Here is a 21,328-nt window from a genome sequence, read left to right on the forward strand (position 1 = left end):
ACATCCAACGCCGCCCGGGCCCTCGCCCGCACCTCGAGCAACGGCGCCGACTTCACATCCGTCAACAACCGGCTCACCAACCCACGATCCGGCAAAATGATCCACTCACCATCAGCGACAATCCCCACCGCCGCCAACGCCCGCGCCTTCTCCACCTCCGTCGCCTCCGGCAAAGCCACCGCAGCCGACCGCCCGGCCACCGGCCGCGCCACCCCAGCCTCCGCACCCGGCACCGCCACCCCCGACAACACCAACGCGGCCACACCAACCACCGCAAAACCACGCACCACAAGCCCCCGTGCTCGCACCCGAAAATCTCCTTCTCGTCACGTGCTCCACTTACGAATAGGTCAGGATCTCCTCACCCACGTGATTCCGGCCCTCCGACCACCAGGCACGCAGGCTCCCGCCCAGGCCGCTCCAGATCAGCAGGCAGCCCGGCTCATGCCCGAGCTCGCCCATCTCATCGCCGGTGATCTCGACGATGATGTTCTTGCCGACCGGAAGCAGCACCTCTGTTCCGGCCGGTTCGAAGATCACACGCAAGGGCTCGCCGTCGGTGGTTATCAGCAGCTTCATCGCGTCAACCTAACTGCTCGATAATCCACGCGAACATCTCGGCGCGGGGCTTGGCGCTCGGGTTCGGTTTTTCTCGCAAGACGCTGTGCTGGTCAACGGAGGCGAAGTAATTCCTGATGTACTCCAGGTCCTCTTTGGTCATTCCTTTTTGGCGTACGAGCTCCAGAACCTCCGGTGTCTTGAGGTTCTCCCCATTCCGGTTCGCGCCCTTCCAGAGATGTTGGCCGGCATCGTTGAAGCTGGCGAACCCGTACTTCTCGACGAGCAGCCGCTTGGTCTCCTCCGCCATCGCCCTGACCACATCGCTGACCTTCATGCCGGGCGTGCACCCGGCCAGCGGAATGGCGTCCTCGGGATCGGTGGCCGTACTGAGGTGACCGGCGGCGGCCCTCTTGCCGGGCACCTTGCACGCCTTGTTGCCGAGCTTCAGCAGGTCCTTGATCTTCTCGACGGCCTTCTTGGCCTTCGCCGACCGGGAGAGGAACGTGCCGATGTCCGAGGCGACCTTGAAGAAGGCCTTGGCCACCGGGCCGAGCTTCGACCACGGGATGAGGCTGGCGGCCGTCCAGAGGCAGGCCTCGATGTCGCCCTCGGTGAAGCAGGCCTTGAGGTCCTCCCAGCCGATGACCTCGAGCAGGACCTGCGCGCCGTTCTCGATGAGGAAATCGACGATGCCGCTGTTGGCGGCGGCCATGTCCGCGCGGATCTCGGTCATGCACTGCTCGGGGTCGGGCTCGCCCATGCAGACGGCCTTGATGTAGTTCTCGTCATCCGGGCTGAGGCCGATCCCGCCGGTGCCGTCCTTGGCGGCGGCCTCCTCCCGGGCCTGTCGTTCCGCCGCCCGATCCGCGGCCTCGGCCCGGTCGGCGGCCTCCTGCGCCGCGATGGCCGCGTCCATGGCGTTCTTGGCGGCCTGGGTCGCGGCGTCGGCGTTCTTCTTGGCGTTGTCGGCGGCGGTTTCCGCCCTGGTCGCGTCGGCTTCCGCCGCGCTGGCGGCGCCGCGGGCGGCGGCGGCGTCATTTTCGGCGCGGGTGGCCGCGCCGCGGGCCGCGGCGGCGTCGTTCTCGGCGGCGGCGGCGCTGCGACCGGCGATCGCGGCGTCGTTGCTCGCCCGGTTGGCGGCCGTACGGGCCAGGACCGCGTCCTGGCGGGCCTGGGCGTCGGCCTGGTTCGCCCGCGCGCCGGCGTCCCGGGCGTCCGCGCCGTCGACCGCGGCGTCGGCGGCGGCGCCCTGGGCGTCCGCGGCCGAACGAGCCGCGTCGGCCGCGGACCGCGCTGCCGCGGCGGCGGCGTCATAGGCCGGCTTCACGTCCGCGTTGGCCCGCGCGGCCGCCTCGGCGGCGGCCGTCGCGGCGGCGATCGCCTCGGCGGCCCGCGTCTCGGCGGCCCGCACCTGTTCGGCGCCGACCTTGGTGGCCTGCTCGGCGACCTCGATGACAAAATCGGCGTCCAGGTCGGACCCGGTGAACGGTGCGACGATGGTGATCGCCGTGTTGGCCGGGTCGGCGATGCCGGCCGAGGCCTGCCGGGCCGCGGTGGAGGCGCGTACGGCGGTGGTGGCCTGCGTCGCGGCCGACACCGACTCGGCGGTGGCCGCCACGGCCTCGTCCCTGGTCCGACCGGCGGCCCGGAACGCCGCCGCGGCCTCCTGCGCGGCATCCTCGGCCAGCCGGACCGCGGCCCGGGCGGCTTCCGCGGCCTTGGCCTCCTGTGCGGTGGCCTCGGCGGCGGCGGCATTCGACCGGCTCGCCTCGTGATGGGTGGTGGCCGCCTCGCGTTCGGCGTTCGCCGCGGCGGCCCGGGCCCGGGCGGCGGCGGCTTCGGCCTCCTGCGCGGCGGCCCGGGCCCGGGCCGCGGCGCGGGTGGCCTCGGTCGCCGCGGCCCGGGCGTTGGCTGCGGCGCCGGTGGCGGTGTCCGCCGCCGATCGCGCACCGGTGGCCGCGCCGCGCGCGGTGGTCGCCTCGATGCGGGCCTGGGTGGCGGCCGCTCGCGCGTTCGCGGCGTCCGGCCCGCCGGCCTGGGCCGCGGCGCCGGCCTCCAGCGCGGCGGCCTTGGCGTCCGCCGTGCGGTGGTCCCGTTCGGCGGCCTGGGCCCGGTCGCGCGCGGTCACCGCGGTGCTCTCGGCGCCTTCGGCCCGGGATCGGGCGGTGGCGCTCAAACCTTCCTGCGCCTCGGCGTTCTCCCGCGCGGTGCGGGCCACGCCGGCCAGCTGTTCGGCTTGTCCTCGGGCGGAACTGGCGATCGCGGCCTGGGACTCGGCCCGCGCCCGCGCCGACGCCGCCGTCGCACGTTCGGCCTCGGCCCGCTGCCGCGCCGCCGCGGCCTTGGTCGCCTCGTTCTCGGCGATGATCCGCTGGTCCCGGGTCCGCTTCGCGGCCGCCCAGGCCCGTGCCTCGGCGGCTTCGGCGTCCAGCCGGGCGGCCCTCGTCCGAGCCGCCGCGTCCCTGGCCGCGTCGGCCTGCTTCGCCGCCGCCGCCGCGAGATCCGCCGCCGCCTTGGCGTGCTCCTGCGCGTACTCGCGCCACTTTCTCGCCTGCTCGGCGTGCGCGATCGCCCTTTCCTCAGCGTCACGGGCCGCACCGGTGGCGGCCGTGGCGTCGATCGCGTGCCGGGCGGTGACCGCCGCGGCCTGCGCCGCCTGCGCCGCGGCAGCCATGCCCTGTGCGATCCGCGCCCATTCGATCCCGTACGGCAGGCCCGCCTCGACCAGGATGTGCGCTTCCGCCTGGGCCCGGGCCGAGGCCTGCACGGCCGCCGCCGAGGCCTGTTCGGCGTACCCGACCTGCCGGGACACCTCGGCCTTGACCCCGTCGTAGGCGTCCGCCGGATGACGGTTGGCGGCGGTGTTGGCGGCCAGGATCTGCTCGGCCTTGCGGGCCTCGTTCCCGGCCGAGACGAGGGAGTTGGCCGACCGGCGCAGCGCCTGGACGCCTTCGCCGTGCGCCACCACCAGGTTCCGGCGGGCCGCGGAGGCTCGTGCGGCCCTCCGGGCCAGCTCGGACAGCTCCTCGGCGGCGTCCTCCCGGGCGCGTTGATCGGCCAGGTACCGCTCACGGGCGTCGGCGTCCTTCGCGGCCGCCGTCGCGTACCCACCGTTCAGGAACGCGGCGATCGCGCTGTCGCCGGACGCGATCGCCGTCCGCGCGGCCCGGGAGACCTCCGAGTCGGGCAGGTCCGCCAGCACCTGGACCCGGGCCCGGAGCTGACCCGCGCGGGCGTTCGCGTCGGCGGTCGTCTTCTCGTCCCGCGCCCGGACCAGGTCCGCCCCGTAGATCAGGAACGACTCGCGGTCGTAGTCGGTGCCGTGGAGCACCCGCTGGACCTCGGCGTTGAAGACCGGTCCGCCCGTACCCGCCAGCTCGGTGATCTTGTCCTTGTTCTCCTTGGCGGTCTTCGCCTTACGCGCCGTGGCCAGCGCCTTCGCCGCGTCCTCGCCGGAGACCAGGAAGTCCTCGACCGCCTGCGCCGTGCCGGCCGAGAGGGCCGCGTCGGCCGCCGTGCGAACCTCGGCGTCCTCGGCGAGGCCGGCGATGTCCACCACGAGGGCGCGCATCCGCGGATCACCGATGTCGGCGACTCCGGACTCCCCGTCCCACGCTTTCTCCGGTGGCGTGAAGGTCCCCGGATCGAACGACGGGGTGTCGCCGGGCGCCGCGGGCTCACGCAGATCACGCGTCGCCGCCGGCGCCTCGGTTCTGGGTGGAGGCGTGGCGGCGGCGGCATCCGCGCCGCTCACCACCAGCGCCGCGGTGACGGTAGCCACGATCAGGGCGCGTAGCCGGGTGATGTTGATGATGAAACCCCCGTGAAGTCGGAACAGACGGTGCGTGGTGGTCGCCGCGGGGTCAGCCGGGCGGGTCGGTCATCTCCAGCTCGGCCGCGCGAGCCTGGTCCAGCAGCGCCGTCCAGTACCGGGCCTGCTCGGCCGCGGAGTCCCGCTCGGTGCTCCACGCGGCCGCCGTGGACACCGACGACGAGGCGATCGACTCCCAGTTCACGCTCTCGGCCGCCGCGGCGGCCAGCGCGATCGCCTGCCAGGAGGCCGCCTGGGCCGCTGCCACATCCTCGGCCTGGCGCCAGGCCGACCGGGCCGGCGTGGTCTGTTCGACCACCGTGCGCCACGCCGTCGCGGCCTGCGCCCGGGCCGCGGCGGCCGCCTCGCCGGAGGCCTCCCGCGCCGCCGTCTCGGCCGCCCGCGCGTCGGCGGTCAGCCGGTTGATCGTCGCCCGCCACCGCACGTCGTTGTCCGCGATCGCGCTCTGATGCAACTCCAGATCCAGCCTCGCCGAGCTGTTCCAGCCGTACGCGAAGAACTCCACCAGATCGGCGTCCGTCGCACCGGCACGCAACGCGTAGCCCGCGCCGACCCGCACCTGCGCGCCCGGATCGGAGTCGCGCAGCGCCGCCACGAAGTCCCGGTCGGCCTGCGCCAGCGCCGCGGCATGGGTCCCGTCGGCCTCCCGCACCTGACGGTCCCGGGCCGCGGCCTCGGCGTACCCGGTGCGGGCGAATCGTTCGCGATCCGCGGCCGATCCGTTCACCGCCCGCTTCGCCGCGGCATGGGTTTCCGGCGCGTACGCCGCGATGTGCGTCGCCAGGATCCGCTTGGCGAAGTCCAGGTCCTGCTGGTCCTGCGCCGCCGCCCGGGCCCGGGCCGGCTCGTACCCCGACGCCAGGAACTCCGCGATCGCCGCGTCCGGCGTGCTGCTCAGCAGGGCCAGCCACGCCGCCGCCCGGACTGTCGACTGTGGATGCCGGAGCGCGACGAACCGCACGAACGCCTTGTCCGCGGCCGCGTTGTCGGCGGCGTTCGCCAAGGTTTCGTACGACGTCCGTTGGTTACCGCCGTCGGCGCTCGCGAAGCTGCCGGCGGGCAGCACCGTGGCCGCGGTGGCGAACGCGGTAGCGGCGATGAGTCGCGCCATCCGGGTCATCGTCATGCTGCCCTCTTGTCCTTTTCGGTCATGGCGAGGTGGCGACGGGATCGCCGCCCCACCGACGCTATGGATCGGGGCGGTGCCGGACATCCGGCCCTGGTCCAGTCCTGCGACCTGTACCAGGGGACAGGCTTCGACCAGAAACGAAAGGGTTGGACCGGCCGCGGCTCCTCCGGAATCGTTGATCGTCACAACACGGGGAGAACGATGCAGTGCCAGCCGACGACCAGAGTTCTGATCGATATCGACAACGCGGTGCTGCGTGTGGGCATCGAAGCCGTCCTGCGCGACCACGAGCACCTGGTGATGGCCTTGACCGGCGACGCCGACGTGGTCCTGCGACAACAGCTGGGCCGCGCGGCCGCTCCGGCCCGGACCGTCCTGCTCGCGCCGCCCGCACCGGCCGACGACCTGCTGTGCGCGGCCGCGGCCGCCGGGGTGGGCGCGATCGTGGCCGCCGACGAGCCGATCGCCGGGCTGGTCGAGGCGATCCGGTCGGTGCACGCCGGCCACGGCTGGACCAGCAGTGACATCGGCGGCCGGCTGCTCGAACTGTGCCGGCGGCAGCCGGTGCCGCCACCCGCCCGCGGCGATCTCACGCCGCGGGAGGAGCAGGTCCTGGCCCGGATCGCCGATGGCGAGTCCAACCAGGAGATCGCCGTACGCCTGGTGGTCACCGTCCGCACGGTCAAGCACCACGTGTCGAACCTGCTGATGAAGCTGGGCGCCCGGGACCGCGCCCACGCGGTGGCGCTGGCCTACCGCAGGCAGATCCACGACCCGATCAGAGTGTGAGCCGGATCAGCCCTTGACGGTCAGGATCGGCCGGAGTTCCGCGACCGGCTGGGCCACCTCGGCCATGCGCAGGGTGTCGACGACCGGGCCGACGTCCTTGTAGGCCCAGGGCGCCTCCTGCTTGAGGTCGCGACGCCACGCCGCGATGATGTCGCGCCGACCGGCCACCGCGGGGTCGCGATGGTTGAGCGGGGTGACGACCCGGAACTCACGGAGGAAGGCGTCCAGCTCCGCGTCGCTGCCACGGGCCGTGGCGCCCCGCGGGATGCTGCGGCCCGCGCCGTGGCAGGCGCTGCCCAGGGCGCGGTCGTTGCCGAGCCCGCGCAACAGGTAGCTGGGCGCGCCCATCGACCCGGGCACGATGACCGGCTCACCCAGCTCGGCCGGGGTGGCCCCTTTCCGGTGCACCGCCGAACCGTCCGCGCCCGGCCACATCAGGTTGTGCGGCGCGTCGTAGATCAGCCGGGAACCGGGGTCGCCGGCGACGCTCGCCAGGCCGGCCCGCAGCATCATGGCCAGGAAGAACCGGTTGCCGACGGCGAAGTTGGCCGCGTTCGCGAAGGCGGTCAGATAGCGTTCCCGCCCGGCCGCGCCGCGCTCGTCGAGCAGCATCGGCAGGATCCGGTTCGCCGGCCTGGGCACCGTCCGGGGCCAGGCGGCCCGAGCCTGGTCGTGGCCCGTGGCGTTGGCCTGGTGGCCCAGCGAGAGCGAGCCGGTGTGCACCATCAGGACCACACGACCAGGAGCCAGACCCCACGCGTACGCCGCCGCGCCGTCGTGGATGGCCGAGACGTACTGCAACTCGGCGAAGTGGTTGCCACCGCCGACACTGCCGATGATGCTGTCGTAGCTCGTCCCGCCACCGCTGGTGATCCAGTCCCGGAACGCGTCCGCGGACCGGGCCGGATATCCGGCGGCGTGCAGCCGCCCGCCCAGGTCGGCGGTGTCGTCCGGGCCGACCTGCCCCCAGGCGCCGTCGGCGTCGGCCGGGACACCCTCGGCGATCAGCCCGGGCAGCCCGTCGCGGAGCAGCCCCTCGCGGTGGGCCGGGGTGAGACCGATGCGGCGGCCGCCCTCGAAGAACAGGTGCCGCAGCCGCCGTTCCAGGCGGTCCAGATGTGGCCGTACCCGATCGACGGTCAGCGAGGTGACCTCCACCCGCATCCCGCAGTTGATGTCGTTGCCGACCGCCTGCGGCACCAGGGCGCCGACGGTACGCAGCACCGTGCCGATCGGGATGCCGGCTCCCTTGTGGAAGTCGGGGGTGCACACCACCCGGTCGATGCGCGGCTCGAACTCCAGCCCCGGCGTCGCCTGGCCCAGCTCCCTGAGCGTGCGGTCCGTCTCCAGCACGGTGAGCAGCTCGTCGATCGCCGCCGACTCGATCGGAACCTCGGGGCCGGCGCAGATCTCCACCGGCACGTCGGCCGGATTGGGCAGCGTGAGCCAGGAGTCATCGGTACGCACCAGGCGCCGGTCGGGCCGCTTGGGCAGGGGCATGGACAACCTTCGGAAGTGTCGGGGAAGAGGCCACGGCCACCCTAGGGGCGAAGGTCGTCGGCGGCGATCGCTTTTCGTGCCGCCGGCCTTTCAGAAGCGCGGCCGCGAGAGGCCGCCGGCCGTTCAGGGGCGGCGGCCGCGAGAGGCCGCCGGCCTTTCAGAGGCGGCGGCCGCGCGGGGCCAGCAGGCCTCGAGGGGCGACGGAGAGCAACGGCGCGGGCCGGACCCCGTGGTCACCGAGGATGGCGTTGACCGCGAGGATCGCGGAGCCGGCCGCACGCTCCATCAGGCCGGCCGGGAACGGCACGCGGACCCAGTCGCCGGCGAGGTGGAGACCCTTCGCGTCGGACCGCACCCCCGGCCGGGTGGCATCGCTGCCCGGGGCGAAGGCGGGCGCGTCGTCGCCGACCCGTTCCTCGACGTCGACGATGGCCATCCGGGTGGTCTCCGGCCAGAGCGCGCCGAGCTCGGCCCACATCCGCTTGGTCAGGTCGGCGGCGCCGACACCGTCCGGCGCCGCGTACGCGTGGAGGTCGATCACGCTGCCACCGGTGCGGCGGGCCCACTGGCCGGCCGCTCGCTCGATCCGGTGGTAGAGCGTCACCGAGTCCAGGGTGGCCTCTTCGGCGACGCTGGTGAAGACGCTGCGCCGGGGCGCGCAGTCCTGGGCGGTCCAGATGCGGCTGACCGCGTAGGGCGGCGCCGTCCGTACCGTCGCCATCTGGGCGGCCAGCCGCGGCGCGACGGCCGCCAGCCCCGGCGAGCCGGCGACGATCTCCCGCGCCGAGCGGGGGTCGGTCGCGAGGACGACGTGATCGGCGGTCAGCTCGGCGCCGCCGCGCAGGGTCACGGTCCACCCCGGATCGATCCGGTCGACCGCCGCCCCGGTGCGGATGTCGCCGCCGAGGGCCTGCAACTGCCCGGCGAGCGGCGCCCAGATCGCCGTCTCGTAGTCCTGGGTGGGCGCGTCGAAGTCGAGCCCCTCGGGATTGCGCAGGAAGTAGAAATGGAATTGCATGATCATCTCGGCCGCGGACATGTCCTCCTGGTGGTTGAAGAACGAGTGCGCGAAGACGTCGAACAGGTGCGCGCGGGCCCGGGCCGGCATGCCCAGCGTGTCGAGGAAGTCCTTGGCCGAGATGTGGTCGAAGCGGCGATAGGTCTCCTCGCGGGAATAGCTCAGCAGCGGTACGGCGGCCTGGCCGTCGACCCCGCGCAGCTCCCGCAGTTTCAGGCTGGGTGACCGGGCCACCAGGGCCAGCAGGTTGGCCGGTGGCCGCCGGGGCAGCCCGGAGAAGCTCTCCTCGGGCCAGTGCCGGGAGACGACCGGATACCGGCCGGCGGGCCGCAGGAACGACAGCTCGGTATCGATCCGCCGGAGCACGTTGTGCCAGTTGTAGTACTGGCGGAAGAAGCCGTGGAACCCGTGCTCCACCATCTGCCGCGAGCCGTCCGCGACGATGCGGGGCCACGCCGCGAGGCGCCCGCCCAGCTGGGCGTCACGCTCGAGCAAGGTGACCCGAACTGGCCGGTCAGGGCTTCATCACCCGGCTCGACCAGGTCTACCGCACCGGCGAGTCCTACACCGGTCGTGACGTCCGGGTCACGCTCGGCGCCGGCCCGCAGGCGCGCGACGCGTTCTTCGACTTCACCTACGAGCCGCGCCGGGACGCCGACGGCACCGTGACCGGCATCCGGGTCATCGGCATCGAGACCACCCAGGTCAAGCACGCGCAACGGCTGATGGCCGAACACCGTGCCCTGATCGAGCAGATCGCCCGGCAGGCGCCCTTGACCGAGGTGCTCGACGGGATGGCCCGTTGCATCGAGGATCTGGCTCCGCAGGAGGTGCTCGCCTCCGTCCTGCTGGCCGATCCCGACGGGCAGCACCTGCGGCACGGGGCCGCGCCGAGCCTGCCCGGGTTCTACAACGAGGCCATCGACGGCATCGCCACGGGTGAAGGCGTCGGCTCCTGCGGCACCGCCGCCCACCGGCGGCAACCGGTCATCGTCACCGACATCACCACCGACCCGTTCTGGACCGACTTCCGCGACCTGGCCGACCGGGCCGGGCTGGCCGCCTGCTGGTCCACGCCGATCCTGGCCCGCGACGGCGGCCTGCTGGGCACCTTCGCCATGTACCACCGCACCCCGCGCGTCCCGCAGGACACCGACCTCGCCCTGGCCGCGGTCTTCGCCGGCACCGCCGCCCTGGCCATCGAACGTCACCACAGCGAGCAGGCACGACAGGCCGCCGAAGCCCGCGCCAAGGCCGCCCACGACGAACTGGCCAAAGTGGTGAGCTCGGAGCGGCACCTGCGCGCCGAGGCCGAGCGGCGGGCCGCCGCCGCCGCGGAACTCACCGCCCGGATGCGCACCGCCGCGGCCGCCCAGGCCGCCATGCCGCACCCCGAGCACTGCCAGCTCGGCGGCCGGCCCGGCTGCACCGCGCCCGCCGAGATCAAGATCGCCGATTCCTGGGGTGACGCGGCGTGGGGCTGCCCCGACCACGTCGAGGAAGCCATCATCAACGTGCGATCGGTGTTCATCGCCAGCGAGGAGCTCGGCGGCCTGGCCGCCTACGTCAACCGCTGATCCGGCCGCCCACGCCGTTCGGTCACGGCTCGAGCAGGTGGTCGGCGGGTACGACGATCAATTCGGTGTCGGAGTCCGCCGGGGCGGGGCTGTGCCAGTCGGCGAGCAGGATGGTGGCGTCGTCCTGCAGCCGGTCGTCCTGGTACTTCAGGATCGCGTGGACCAGCCGGCGGGCGGTTTCCGGAGCGGGAAGCTGGTCGGCCGAGGCTTTGACGGCGAAGTCGGTCAGCCGCTCGATGCCGAAGAACTCGCCCTCGGCCGAGCGTGCCTCGATGATGCCGTCGGTGTAGAGCAGGATCCGGTCGCCGGGTTCGAGAGCTTCTTCGACCATCACCGGCGGTCGCCGGTCGCCGAGGGTGACGGGCAGGGCGGTCGGCGTGGGCAGGACCTTGGCCACCCGGCCCTGCCGGATGACGATGCCGCTGGGGTGTCCGGCCGAGATCACCCGCAGGACGCCGGTGCGCTGGTCGATCTCGGCCAGGACCGCGGTGATCATGCCGAACTTGTCGTGTGCGCGGACGGCGTCGTCGATGTGGTGGTAGCTGTCGATCAGGGTCAGGCCGGCGCGACGGGCGTTGCGGTACGAGGCGAGGGCGAGCGAGGCGAGCATGACCGCGCGCATCCCGCCGGCGGAGCCGTGCCCGGCGGCGTCGAACAGCGCCAGATGCGCGGTGTCGCCGTTGACGGCGTAGTCGAAGGCGTCCCCGCCCACGTCGTAGCAGGGCTCCAGAATGCCGCTGATGACGAGGTGGCCGGTCGAGAACGACAGCGGCGGCAATTGCGCCCGCAGCATCTCGGCGGCGAGCCGCATGGGCTCCTGGCGGCGGACCCGCTCGATGGTGTCGCTGTAGAAGCTGCGCGTGATCACCAGCTCGGCCAGCAGGGTCGCCACCAGGGCGCAGTCGTCGACCGCCCGCTCATCGAGCGCCGAAGGCGAGACGATCTCGAGCACGCCCATCCGCTCGCTGCCGTTGAGCAGTGGCAACCACAACCGGGCGCCGGCCTCGTCCCCCTCGCTCACACAAGGTCTGACCAGCGAGTACGCCCGGCCGGCGAGGGTGCCGTCGACCGTGGTCGACGCGCGGTGCGGGGCCGAGCCGCCGAGCAGGGGCAGCAGCACCCGCTGCTGATGGTCCACCAGATAGATGATCATGGCGGTGGCGTTCACGGACGGGGCGGCCCGCATGGCCATCTCCGGCAGGTCCTCCGGCCGGGCATGATGCGACTGGCGCAGCAGCTGCCGGAGCGCTTCCATGGTGTTCACACGAGATCCCTCCGAGTCGGCCCGGTCGAGCATGCCTCATCCGAGCCGTTCCGACGCAATCACCGGCCCCGGTCGTGATCCGACGCCGTGGCCGGCTGCTAGCGTCTGATCGATGTTCGAGGGCTTTCGGCTGGACCATGCTGACGTCGGTGAGGTCACGCTGCGGTTCAGGCACGGCGGCGCCGGCTCACCCGTCGTTCTCCTGCACGGCCATCCCCGTACGCACACGACCTGGTTCGATGTCGCCCCGAGGCTGGCCCGGCACCATTTCGTGGTGACGCCCGACCTGCGCGGATACGGCGGGTCGACCCTGCCACCGGACGAGCCGGACCACGCGCAGTCGAGCAAGCGCGCGATGGCCGGTGACGTGGTGCGGCTGATGGCGCGCCTCGGCCACGACCGGTTCGCCGTCGTCGGTCACGACCGTGGCGCCCTGGTCGCGTTCCGCACCGCGGTGGATCACCCCGAGGCGGTGTCCCACCTGGTGGTGATGGACGGCCTGCCGATCGTCGAGCAGCTCGAGCGCACCGACGCCGCCTTCGCCCAGGCCTACTGGCACTGGTGGTTCCTCGCACAGACCGACAAGCCGGCCGAGCGGGTGATCAGCGCCGACCCGGACGCCTGGTACGGCACCGGCGACCCCGCCGCGATGGGCCACGCCCAGCACGCCGACCTCCGGGCGGCCGTCCACAACCCGGCCGTCGTCCACGGCATGTGCGAGGACTACCGGGCCGGCCTGGGCGTCGACCGCGACCACGAGGAGGCCGACCGGGCGGCCGGACGGAAGATCGGGTGCCCCACCCTGCTGCTCGAGGCCGCGCACGACGATCTGGACCTCCATGGCGACCCGGCCGCGATCTGGGCTCCCTGGATCGCCGGCGCCCTGCGCCACCGCGTCATCGACTCCGGGCACCATCAGGCCGAGGAGGCGCCCGGCCCGGTGGCCGGGGAACTGCTCGACTTCCTGTCCGCCACCTAGGCGACTAGCCCAGTCTCTTCCACTCCGCGTCGATGGCGGACACGCTCTTCTTCCTGGATGGGTGGCCGTCGAGGCTCACCGCGACCGTGTAGACGCTCTTCTTGGCGCTGGTACGCCAGCAGATCAGCAAGGTCGGCTTCCGTTCCGGCGGCATGTTGCTGAGCGTTATGGTCTGGGAGCACAACGCGTCGCCGAACCTCTCGCCGTCGTCGGCGACCCAGTCGAGTTCCCGTTGACCGGTGAGATCTCCACGCGCGGAGACCACGCGCATGGTCGCCTTGTCCTTCTGCACCGAGCCGGACTCGCGGACCGTGACCTCGTCATCGGGGATCTGGGCGACGGTGGCCTGCGGCAGCGGCCGCTTCACGGGCACGCCGTCCCTGGCGGCGGCGGCCCGCGCGTCGGCGATGCGTTCGGCGGCGTCCGCGGGCAGCGAGAGGGATGGCGTGGGCTTGGCCGATGCGTCCTTCGGCTTCGGCGTCGCGGAGGCGGAGGACCCGGTCGGCGAGGGCGAGGCCGTCACGTCGGCCGGCGGAGCCACTTCCACGGCCACGGTCGCGTCCTGGTGGCCGGGCCACCGGGTCGCGGCAACCGTCGCGCCACCTAGCACGACGGCCAGGCCGGCCGCACCAGCAATGGCCTGCTTGCGTCTGCGGGATGGGTTGCGCATGCCCCCATTCTCCCAAGAGACCCCGCCGATGGTGACGAAAACGCCACAAAGCGAGCGGCGGCCCGGAGCATGCGCTCCGGGCCGCCGATGGTTTGTTCTACGTGTGGTGCCGTCCGGTCAGAAGGACGAGACCGCGAACGTCGAGGTGCTGGAGACGGTGCTCTGCACGTAGTTCGGGTCGGTACTGGAAGCGTTGAGCGCACCGTTGCTGACGTAGGTCATGTTGTAGGCGCCCTCGGGAACGGGCACGTTCATCGACAGCAGGTTGGCGCTGGCGGTGCTCCCCGTCCCCCCGGAGACCGCGCTCAGCACGGCGGTGTCGCCGTCAGTGATCGAATTGAGCTTGATACCGAGGGCGATGTTGGGACCGACGATGTAGCGCTCGTCGTCGGAGGTGAGGAACGTGTCCACCGCCGGGGCGCCCAGCGCGGTACTCGCGTTGCCGGTGGTCACGGTGACCGTCCGGGCGGTCGGCGGCAGCAGCGCCAGGGTGATCCCGGTGCCGGTGGCCTGGGCCGGCGCCGAGATGACGGCCACGGTCGGGCTGATGACGTCCACGATCCGGGTGCCCGGCGCGAAGTTGGTCGGCGTGGCCTCGTAGATGGTCAGTCCTTCGTGGTCCCGGGTGAAGAGGGCCGCGGAGGACCGGATGACCCGGCTGGTGACCGTGCTGCCGATCGTGGTGACGGCCGGGGTGCCGATGGTGCCGGCCTCAGCGGGAGCCGCCGGGACCAGGTAGTCGACCCCCTCGGCGTCCAGCCGCCGCGCCAGGTTGAGGCTGCAGATCGCCTCGGTGTCCTTCAGGACCAGGACGTTCCGGCACTCCGCGACGGGCGGGTTCGCCCGCACGCCACTGGCCGCATCGCCCTCGTTGCCGGCGTAGACGCCCTCGACGAGGTAGAAGTGCGACCCCGTCAGGGTAAGGGCAGTGCCGGCCGCGTTGAAGTTCGCGCTCTGGAAACCGACGCCCTTGATGACGACGTTCACGGTGCGCGTGTTCGGCGCCGTGTTCGGGTCGACGATCAGGGCCGAGGTGAATGAGTACGCGTTGGTCAGCAGGAAGGTGCCGGCGGCGGTGGTGACCGTCAGGGCCATGTTGTTGCCCGGGGCGTGCGCCGGGGTGATCGCCTCGAACGCGGTCGGGCTGAGCACCTTGACGCCGGTCAGCGCCATGCCGCCGAGGGTGGCGGTCAGCGTGCCGTCGGTCGGGAACGCGGTGCCGCTGACGACGATCTTGGAGCCACCCAGAGCCGGGCCCGCCTTCGGCGCGACCTCGGTGGCGGTGTGCAGCGTGGTGATGGTGTACGGAATGTTCGCGACGAGGTCGGACGCGCCGTCGTCGGTGCCTCCGTAGAGACAGACGTTCCATACCGGCTGTGCGGTCGGCGGCGCCGCCGGAGCGGAGCTCCTGAGCGCGGGCACGGTGAACGCGAAGCGGCTGTTGCTGATCTTGCGGACGTCGGCCACCAGGCTCGTGCCCACGGTGTCGGTCGACTCGTACTTGGCCGGACAGGCCGCGGCGGTGAGGTTCACGCCGGGAGAGTCGATGCCGGCGAGGACCTGGTTCGGCGAGGTGATGTCCAGCGAGTTGCCACCCTGCCACGGGCCGGTCCCCTGGCTCAGCACGAGCTGGGTCACGGCGTACGAGCCGATCGTGACGAGCGTGGAGGCCGCGAGGGTGCCGTTGTACACGCACAGGTTGTAGCGGGTGTTCCCGCTGGTGGATGTCAGCGTGGCCGGCACGGTGACGGTCGCGCTTGCGTCGCCGGTCCTCGTGGGCGTTCCCGTCGTGCCGGCGGCGGGCGTGCCGTAAGCGGCCGGGCACGGCTCAGTCGTGTACTGGGCGCCGAGGGCGGTGACGCCGGTGAAGACGTTTGTCGCCGCCGTGAGCGTGACAGTGTTCGCGGTGCCGGTCAGGCCAAAGGTCGGGTTCAGCGTTGGCGCCGTACCCACGTAGAAGGGGTAACCGTTCTGGTTACCTTCGCGGGCAGTGCTGCCGGTAGGCGCGTAGAAACAGGCGACGTATCGCTTGGCCAGACCATTGGTCCCCGCCACGGCAGCAGTGGGCACCTTGAACGTCACCGTCTTGCTCGTACTGATGGAGCCGGCGGTCTGTTCCGCAGCCACGATGGTCGTCGATGTCGTCGGATATGTGGCACTGCATACCGGGGTGGTCGTCCCGGGCGACGTGAGGATCACCGCCCGCGAGGCCGTGCCGTTCGTGCCGCTAGAGAAGCTGACCTCGGTGTCGGTGATGGTGACCAGGTCGCCGACGGCGACCACCGGAGGGTAAACCGTGGTGGCGGCCGACGCGGCCGCGGGAGCGACGAGCAGAGCGGCAGCGACCGCTCCGGTCGTCAGTCCGGCGGCCGTCGCCACCCGGACTTTCGATCGTGATGTTGACTTACGCATGCGAGGGTCCTCCTACGGGTCCGTTGGACCGCGTCTCTGGATTGGGTGGGGCCCGACGCGCGAAGACACCGGCGCGAGCCATCTCGCCGGAAGCGTAACCATAAGTAACTGCCTGATTTCATAGAGTCGCGATTTTGCTGGATCAAGCGCTGAGAGCAGACAATTTTGAGCGCTTCCAGTCCGCTTGGCCGGCGGCCGCTGCCGCAGACGTCTCCGTACACCGAGCGGGCGCTGATCGCCGGGCGACTCCCCCGAGGCGGCCGCGCTGAGCGCCATCCTGAGCGACGAAGCCTGCACAGCACACGTCGCCGGTTCCACGACGAGAACCGGCGGGACACCCCGGGAACGACTGAAGGGCAGCGGGTCTTGGGGCCGCTGCCCTACAGCCGGTCCACCCTTGCCCACAGCGATGATGCCACGACCCGAGGGCGCGGCGACGCAGAACGCTCCTTTTGGCCGGCAAGGCTCTGGCCGGGACGCTGCCGCGAGATCGGGTGACACTGCGTCTTTGACGTACACATTGGACCTCGCTGGGAGGCGTCACCGGCCGAGGTTGGTGACCAGGTTGATGGCCACCGCGATGGTGATGGTGCCGAAGGCGTAGGACAGCAGGGCGTGGGACAGGACGACCCTGCGGATCGCGGTGTTCTTGATGTCGGTGTCGGAGACCGCGAAGGACGCGCCGACCGTGAAGGCCAGATAGGCGAAGTCGCTGTACGAGGGTGGCTCGGGCTGTTTGAAGTCCATGCCGCCGTCCTCGTCCACGTAGTAGAGCCGGGCGTACTTGAAGGCGTACACCGTGTTCACCAGCGCCCAGGAGAGGATCGCGGCCAGGACGGCCAGGATCACCGCCGCGGCGGTGGACGCCCGGACCAGGACGTTGACCACCGCGGCCAGACCGGCGGCCGCGCCCGCCAGCACGAAACCGTCCATCGAGAAGGCGCTGCCCTCGTGCTCGGCCAGACGTTTCGTGCCGGCCGGGTCCTGCGGCCAGCTGATCCACCACACCCAGACCAGCAAGACCGTGGTGCCGGCCGTCCAGCCGGCGCTCGGGGCCAGCGACGCCGCCCCGGCCAGCCAGGCGATCACCCCGGCGGCGACGCCGGCGGCCAGGGAGATGAGCGTGCGCCGGACGGAGAAGAGCCTCATGACCGCAGTTTGCTACAGCGGGCCGTCCTTCTTGCTGAGGCGTCGGGTCACGGCGGGGACGATGCCGCGGGGCAGGAAGAGCACGGTCACCACCAGGAGCAGGGCGTAGACGGCGTACGAGAGCACGCTCGGCGCGTAGCCGGGCAGGCCGGGCTGGGTGCCGAGCATGGTGAGGGCCTGCACCAGCAGCACGATGACGGTGGCGCCGACCACCGGACCGGCGATCGTGCCGAGGCCGCCGACCACGGCCATCACCACGAACTCGATGGACAGCAGCACCGGGAACGAGCCCGGCGACAGATAGCCAAGGTAGAACGCGTAGACGCCGCCGGCCAGCCCGGCGAACGCGGCCGACAGGGCGAACACGGTCAGCCGGTAGCGGCCGATCGCCACTCCCCCGGCCGCCGCGGCGATCTCGCTGGTCGCGGCGGCGCGCAGCCCGCGCCCGGATCGCGAGGCGACGATGTTGCGGGAGATCACCAGCACCACCGCGAGAACGGCCCAGGCCAGGTACGCGTACCCGAGATCGCCGCCCACCGGCAGGGTCGGGATGCCCTGCAGGCCGATCGCGCCGCCCGCCCAGTCGCCCCGGCCGAGCAGCGACAGCAGGATCAGCTGCATGGCCAGCGTGGCGAAGGCCAGGTGGTGACCGCGCAACCGCAGCAGCGGAGCGCCGATCAGCACCGCCGCCGCGGCCGCGACCACCGGCGCCGCCAGCAGGCCCGCCACGGTCGGCACACCGTGCACGGTGAGCAGACCGGCCGCGTACCCGCCGATCGCGTAGAAGGAGGCCTGACCGAGCGAGACCTGACCGGCGTACCCCATCAGCATCGACACCCCGGCCGTGACCGTCGCGGCCAGGCCGAGCAGCACGTAGGTCGCGAGGTGCCGTTCCGGCAGGAGCGGCGGCAGGGCGAGCGTGACGACGGCCGCGGCGATCAGGACCCAGCGGTTCATCGGGCCGGCTCCGGCACCGCGCCGCGGCGGGCGGCCTGCACGATCATCACGGTGAGCATCAGGACCAGCGCGGCCTCCAGCTGGTAGGCGCTGCCGCCGTACCCGGCGATCATGGTCTGGGCGACGCCGAGCAGCAGGCCGCCGGCGAGCGCGACCACCGGCCGGGTCAGTCCGCCGAGGATCGCCGCCGCGAAGCCGTTGACCAGCAGGGTCACGTCACTGTCGAAGGTCACCTGCTGCACCGGCGTGGTCAGCACCCCGGCCAGGCCGCCGAGCGCGCCGCCCAGGGCGAACGCGAGCAGGCCCATCCGGCGTACGTCGATGCCCACGACCCGGGCCGCGTAGGGGTTGGACGCGCAGGCCGACAAAGCCTTGCCCACGTCCGTTCGCGCGAAGAACGCGGCCATGGCCAGGAACACCGGCACGGTCACGGCGAGGATCAGCAGGTAGTGGGCCTGCAGCCGGGCGCCGCCGATGACCGCCACGCCGGACAGCCCGGCGAAGGACCGCGGCTGGTCACCCCAGATCACGATCTCGATCGCGTACGCGAAGATGCCGAGCCCCAGCGTGACGATCAGCGACGTGCCCGGCGTGGTGCCGGGACGTCCGACGGCGACAAGGCCGACGAGCAGCCCGGTCAGCGCGGCGGTCAGCACCCCGGTCAGCTCGGCCAACCCGTGTGGCAGCCCGGCCGCCAGCAGCGAGGAGGTGAGCATGGCCGCGACCACGGCGAAGGCGCCCTGCGCGAAGTTGACCACCCGGGTGACCCGGTGGATGGCGACCAGGCCGCTGGCCACGAGCGCGTAGCCGGCGCCGATGCCCAGTCCGGTCAGCAGGTAGCCGAGGAAGTCGCTCACCGGACCGGCCCGCCCAGATAGGCGGCGGTCACCCGCGGGTTCCGGGCCAGGTCGTCGGCCGGTCCATGGAGGACCACGCGGCCGGCCTCCAGCACGTACGCGTGCCGGCAGAGCTCGAGCGCCAGGCGGGCGTTCTGCTCGATCAGCAGCACGGCCAGCCCCCGTTCGGCGTTCAGCGTGCGCAGGTGCGCGATCAGGTCGGTGACCACCAGCGGGGCCAGTCCCAGGCTGAGCTCGTCGACCACCAGCACGTCGGGGCGGGCCATCAATGCCCGGCCGATGGCCACCATCTGCTGCTCGCCGCCGGAGAGCAGGCCGGCCCGGCGGCGTCGCAGGCCGTCGAGCGCGGGCAGCAGCCGGTAGATCTCGGCGGTGTCGCGGCCCTTCCGGCCGTTGCGCCAGCCGCCGAGCCGCAGGTTGTCGTCGACGCTCAGGTCGCCGAACATCTCGCGGCCCTCGGGCACCTGCGCGAGCCGGCCCCGCACCGTGACCCGGCCCGCCGCCGGGCGCACCAGCCCGGACAACGCCTTCACCAGCGTCGTCTTACCGGCCCCGTTGGCGCCGATCAGCGCGACCAGGTCGCCCGCGCCCACCACCAGGTCGACGTCGTCGAGCGCGGTGGCGCCGGCATAGCGCACCGTCAGCCCGGCGACCTCGACCACGTTCACGCGGCGGTGCCCAGGTAGGCGCCGACCACCCGGGGGTCGGCCCGGATCTCGGCCGCGGTCCCGTCGGCGATCACCCGGCCCAGGTCGAGCACGGTGACCCGGTCGGCGAGCCGCATCACGAAGGCCACGTCGTGCTCGACGAGCAGGATGGTCAGCCCGTCGCCGCGGAGGTCCTCGACCAGGTCGGCGAGGCGTTCACGCTCGGCCGTACGCAGCCCGGAGGCCGGCTCGTCGAGCAGCAGCAGCCGGGGCCGGCCGCAGAGCGCCCGGGCCAGCTGCAACGCCCGCTGCTGGCCGAGCGGCAGCTCCTCGGCCGGGCGATGCGCCCAGTCCTCCAGGCCGGTGCGACGCAGGCAGTCGGCGGCGCGCTCGCGGATCTCGCGTTCCTCGCGGCGGTGGGCCGGCAGCCGGAACGCCGCCGCGAGGAACCCGGCGCGGGTGGTCGCGTGGGCGCCGACCATGACGTTCTCCAGCGTGGTCATGCCCGGGAAGACCCGGGCCGCCTGGAACACCACGCCGACGCCGAGCCGGGCCCGCCGATGCGCGGGCAGGCGATCGATGCGGAGGTCGTCGAGGAGCACCGACCCGGCGTCGGGGGCCAGCTGGCCCCCGATCAGGCCGAACAACGTGGACTTGCCGGCGCCGTTCGGCCCGATCACCGCCCGCAGCTCACCGGGCGCCACGGCGAGGTCGGCATCGCGTACGGCGAAAACACCGCCGAAGGCGCGAGACGCCCCGGACACCGTCAGCGCGGCGCCACCTGTCACCGGAGTTTGGCCTTGGAATAATCGGTGGGGACGAAGCCGCCGTCGCGGACCGTGGTGATCGCGATGTAGTCGGTGGTCAGTCCGCTGTGGTCGGTCGCCGAGTACTTGTAGGCGCCGTTGGGTGTGGTCAGCGTCAGGCCCTCGAGCGCGTCGCGGACCTTGGCCCGGTCCGAGCTGCCGGCCTTGCTGATGGCCGCCGCCAGCAGCTTCACCCCGCTGTAGCCGTCCTGCGCGAACTGCGGCGGCGGGTATCCGTGCGCGGCGGTGAACGCGGTGGCGAGCTCGTCGATCGCGGCCTTCTGCGGACCGGCCGGCAGGGCGTTGCCGACCACCCCGATCGAGCTGGCGATGGTGACGCCCTCGGCCGCCGGGCCGGCCGGGTCGAGGAACAGCTTGCTGGCCTGCGAGCCGGTCATCACCAGTGGGATCTTCAGGCCGGACGCGGCGTACTGCTTGGTCAGCGCCACCGCCGGCGCGCCGGTCGCCCACACCATCAGGGCCTGCGCCGGCGACGACCGGACATGGGTGAACACGGCGCCGAACTCGGTGGCGCTGGTCTGGAACTCCTCGATCGGCGCGAGCGTCACCCCGTACGCCGCGGCCTTGTCCTTGAGGCCCTTGGCCCCGGCGTTGGCGTAGCTGCTCCGGGTGTCGAAGGCGACCGCGAGCCGGCTCACCCCGGTGGCCTTCAGGTATTGCAGGGTGGCCTCGGCGTAGGTGCCGGCCGTGGCGGGCACGACGAAGACGTACGGATGAATGGGTTTGACCTGCTCGTCGGCCGGCGTGAGCGACAGGTACGGGATCTTCTCCCGGTCGACCAGCGGGATCGTCGCCAGCGCGGAGTTGGAGAACGGCGAGCCGATGATCGCGTCGGCGTCGCCCTTGACCTCGTTGAAGGCCAGCACAGCCTGGTCGGGCAGGCTCTTGTCGTCGCGGACGGTGAGCTCGATCCGGCGCCCGCCGACCCCGCCGGCGTCGTTGATCTGCTTGACCGCGAGGGCCACGGACTTCTGGTTCTCGCTGCCCAGGGGCGAGTAGTTGCCGGTCAGCGAGACGATCTGGGCGACCCGGATCGGATCGTCGCCGTCCGCGGCGTCGCCGCCGCAGCCGGCCGTGGCAGTCACGAGGATGAGGGCGAGAAGGAGCGGCGCTGCTCGACGCACGAGTACCTCCGCGTTTCGGTCCCGTTACGGTAGGTT

Annotated in this window: 18 protein-coding genes; 3 read left to right on the forward strand and 15 right to left on the reverse strand. The window is 72.4% G+C overall.

Annotation, left to right across the window (positions count from 1 at the left end):
- The 4 genes from AB0M54_RS30595 to AB0M54_RS30610 all read right to left on the reverse strand — a co-directional run.
- Window positions 1–263: hypothetical protein (locus tag AB0M54_RS30595; protein ID WP_364475137.1), on the reverse strand; the 263-nt coding region annotated here is incomplete at its 3' end.
- Between the two features lie 76 nt (window positions 264–339).
- A complete protein-coding gene (locus AB0M54_RS30600; protein ID WP_364329199.1) occupies window positions 340–579 on the reverse strand; it encodes a hypothetical protein in 240 nt (79 codons plus the stop codon).
- Window positions 580–583: 4 nt separating this feature from the next.
- Window positions 584–4,342, reverse strand: a complete 3,759-nt coding sequence (locus AB0M54_RS30605; protein ID WP_364475139.1) for a hypothetical protein — start codon at window positions 4,340–4,342, stop codon at window positions 584–586.
- Between the two features lie 82 nt (window positions 4,343–4,424).
- Window positions 4,425–5,504, reverse strand: coding sequence for a hypothetical protein (locus AB0M54_RS30610; RefSeq protein WP_364475141.1), 1,080 nt, complete (start codon window positions 5,502–5,504; stop codon window positions 4,425–4,427).
- Window positions 5,505–5,771: 267 nt separating this feature from the next.
- Here AB0M54_RS30610 and AB0M54_RS30615 point away from each other — a divergent pair, with 267 nt between their 5' ends.
- Complete coding sequence (locus AB0M54_RS30615; RefSeq protein ID WP_364329208.1) at window positions 5,772–6,311, forward strand: LuxR C-terminal-related transcriptional regulator; 540 nt, start codon at window positions 5,772–5,774, stop codon at window positions 6,309–6,311.
- A gap of 6 nt (window positions 6,312–6,317) precedes the next feature.
- Here the strand turns inward: AB0M54_RS30615 and AB0M54_RS30620 are convergent, their stop codons facing one another.
- Window positions 6,318–7,811, reverse strand: coding sequence for an RtcB family protein (locus AB0M54_RS30620; RefSeq protein ID WP_364475143.1), 1,494 nt, complete (start codon window positions 7,809–7,811; stop codon window positions 6,318–6,320).
- A 157-nt stretch (window positions 7,812–7,968) separates the two neighbouring features.
- The gene (locus AB0M54_RS30625) at window positions 7,969–9,324 is read right to left on the reverse strand and encodes an FAD-dependent oxidoreductase (protein WP_364475145.1); all 1,356 of its coding nucleotides are present in this window, start codon (window positions 9,322–9,324) and stop codon (window positions 7,969–7,971) included.
- 170 nt (window positions 9,325–9,494) lie between these two features.
- On the opposite strand from AB0M54_RS30625, the gene AB0M54_RS30630 reads away from it, so the two are divergent.
- Window positions 9,495–10,406 carry a GAF domain-containing protein gene (locus tag AB0M54_RS30630; RefSeq protein ID WP_364475147.1) on the forward strand — a complete coding sequence of 304 codons (912 nt, stop codon included), beginning with the start codon at window positions 9,495–9,497 and terminating at the stop codon, window positions 10,404–10,406.
- 22 nt (window positions 10,407–10,428) lie between these two features.
- Here the strand turns inward: AB0M54_RS30630 and AB0M54_RS30635 are convergent, their stop codons facing one another.
- Entirely contained in the window at window positions 10,429–11,661 is a 1,233-nt protein-coding gene (locus AB0M54_RS30635) for a PP2C family protein-serine/threonine phosphatase (RefSeq protein WP_364329334.1), read from the reverse strand.
- A gap of 121 nt (window positions 11,662–11,782) precedes the next feature.
- Between AB0M54_RS30635 and AB0M54_RS30640 the strand changes: the two genes are divergently transcribed.
- The gene (locus AB0M54_RS30640; protein WP_364329221.1) at window positions 11,783–12,649 is read left to right on the forward strand and encodes an alpha/beta hydrolase; all 867 of its coding nucleotides are present in this window, start codon (window positions 11,783–11,785) and stop codon (window positions 12,647–12,649) included.
- 4 nt (window positions 12,650–12,653) lie between these two features.
- Here AB0M54_RS30640 and AB0M54_RS30645 read toward each other — a convergent pair whose 3' ends face one another.
- From AB0M54_RS30645 to AB0M54_RS30680, 8 genes are all read right to left on the reverse strand, one after another.
- Window positions 12,654–13,319 carry a hypothetical protein gene (locus AB0M54_RS30645; RefSeq protein WP_364475149.1) on the reverse strand — a complete coding sequence of 222 codons (666 nt, stop codon included), beginning with the start codon at window positions 13,317–13,319 and terminating at the stop codon, window positions 12,654–12,656.
- A 117-nt stretch (window positions 13,320–13,436) separates the two neighbouring features.
- Window positions 13,437–15,731: an IPT/TIG domain-containing protein gene (locus tag AB0M54_RS30650; protein ID WP_364475151.1), complete on the reverse strand. Its 2,295-nt coding sequence runs from the start codon at window positions 15,729–15,731 to the stop codon at window positions 13,437–13,439.
- A 540-nt stretch (window positions 15,732–16,271) separates the two neighbouring features.
- Window positions 16,272–16,880, reverse strand: coding sequence for a DUF1345 domain-containing protein (locus AB0M54_RS30655; RefSeq protein ID WP_364329230.1), 609 nt, complete (start codon window positions 16,878–16,880; stop codon window positions 16,272–16,274).
- Between the two features lie 12 nt (window positions 16,881–16,892).
- Window positions 16,893–17,837: a branched-chain amino acid ABC transporter permease gene (locus tag AB0M54_RS30660; RefSeq protein ID WP_364475153.1), complete on the reverse strand. Its 945-nt coding sequence runs from the start codon at window positions 17,835–17,837 to the stop codon at window positions 16,893–16,895.
- Complete coding sequence (locus tag AB0M54_RS30665; protein ID WP_364329236.1) at window positions 17,834–18,694, reverse strand: branched-chain amino acid ABC transporter permease; 861 nt, start codon at window positions 18,692–18,694, stop codon at window positions 17,834–17,836. The genes AB0M54_RS30660 and AB0M54_RS30665 overlap by 4 nt, the downstream gene beginning before the upstream one ends.
- Complete coding sequence (locus tag AB0M54_RS30670) at window positions 18,691–19,362, reverse strand: ABC transporter ATP-binding protein (RefSeq protein ID WP_364475155.1); 672 nt, start codon at window positions 19,360–19,362, stop codon at window positions 18,691–18,693. Before AB0M54_RS30670 ends, AB0M54_RS30665 begins: the two co-directional genes overlap by 4 nt.
- Window positions 19,359–20,129, reverse strand: coding sequence for an ABC transporter ATP-binding protein (locus AB0M54_RS30675; RefSeq protein WP_364475157.1), 771 nt, complete (start codon window positions 20,127–20,129; stop codon window positions 19,359–19,361). Before AB0M54_RS30675 ends, AB0M54_RS30670 begins: the two co-directional genes overlap by 4 nt.
- Window positions 20,126–21,253: an ABC transporter substrate-binding protein gene (locus tag AB0M54_RS30680; RefSeq protein WP_364475159.1), complete on the reverse strand. Its 1,128-nt coding sequence runs from the start codon at window positions 21,251–21,253 to the stop codon at window positions 20,126–20,128. The genes AB0M54_RS30675 and AB0M54_RS30680 overlap by 4 nt, the downstream gene beginning before the upstream one ends.
- Window positions 21,254–21,328: the final 75 nt, after the last annotated feature.

The organism is Actinoplanes sp. NPDC051470 (assembly GCF_040682035.1).
Taxonomy (GTDB): Bacteria; Actinomycetota; Actinomycetes; order Mycobacteriales; family Micromonosporaceae; genus Actinoplanes.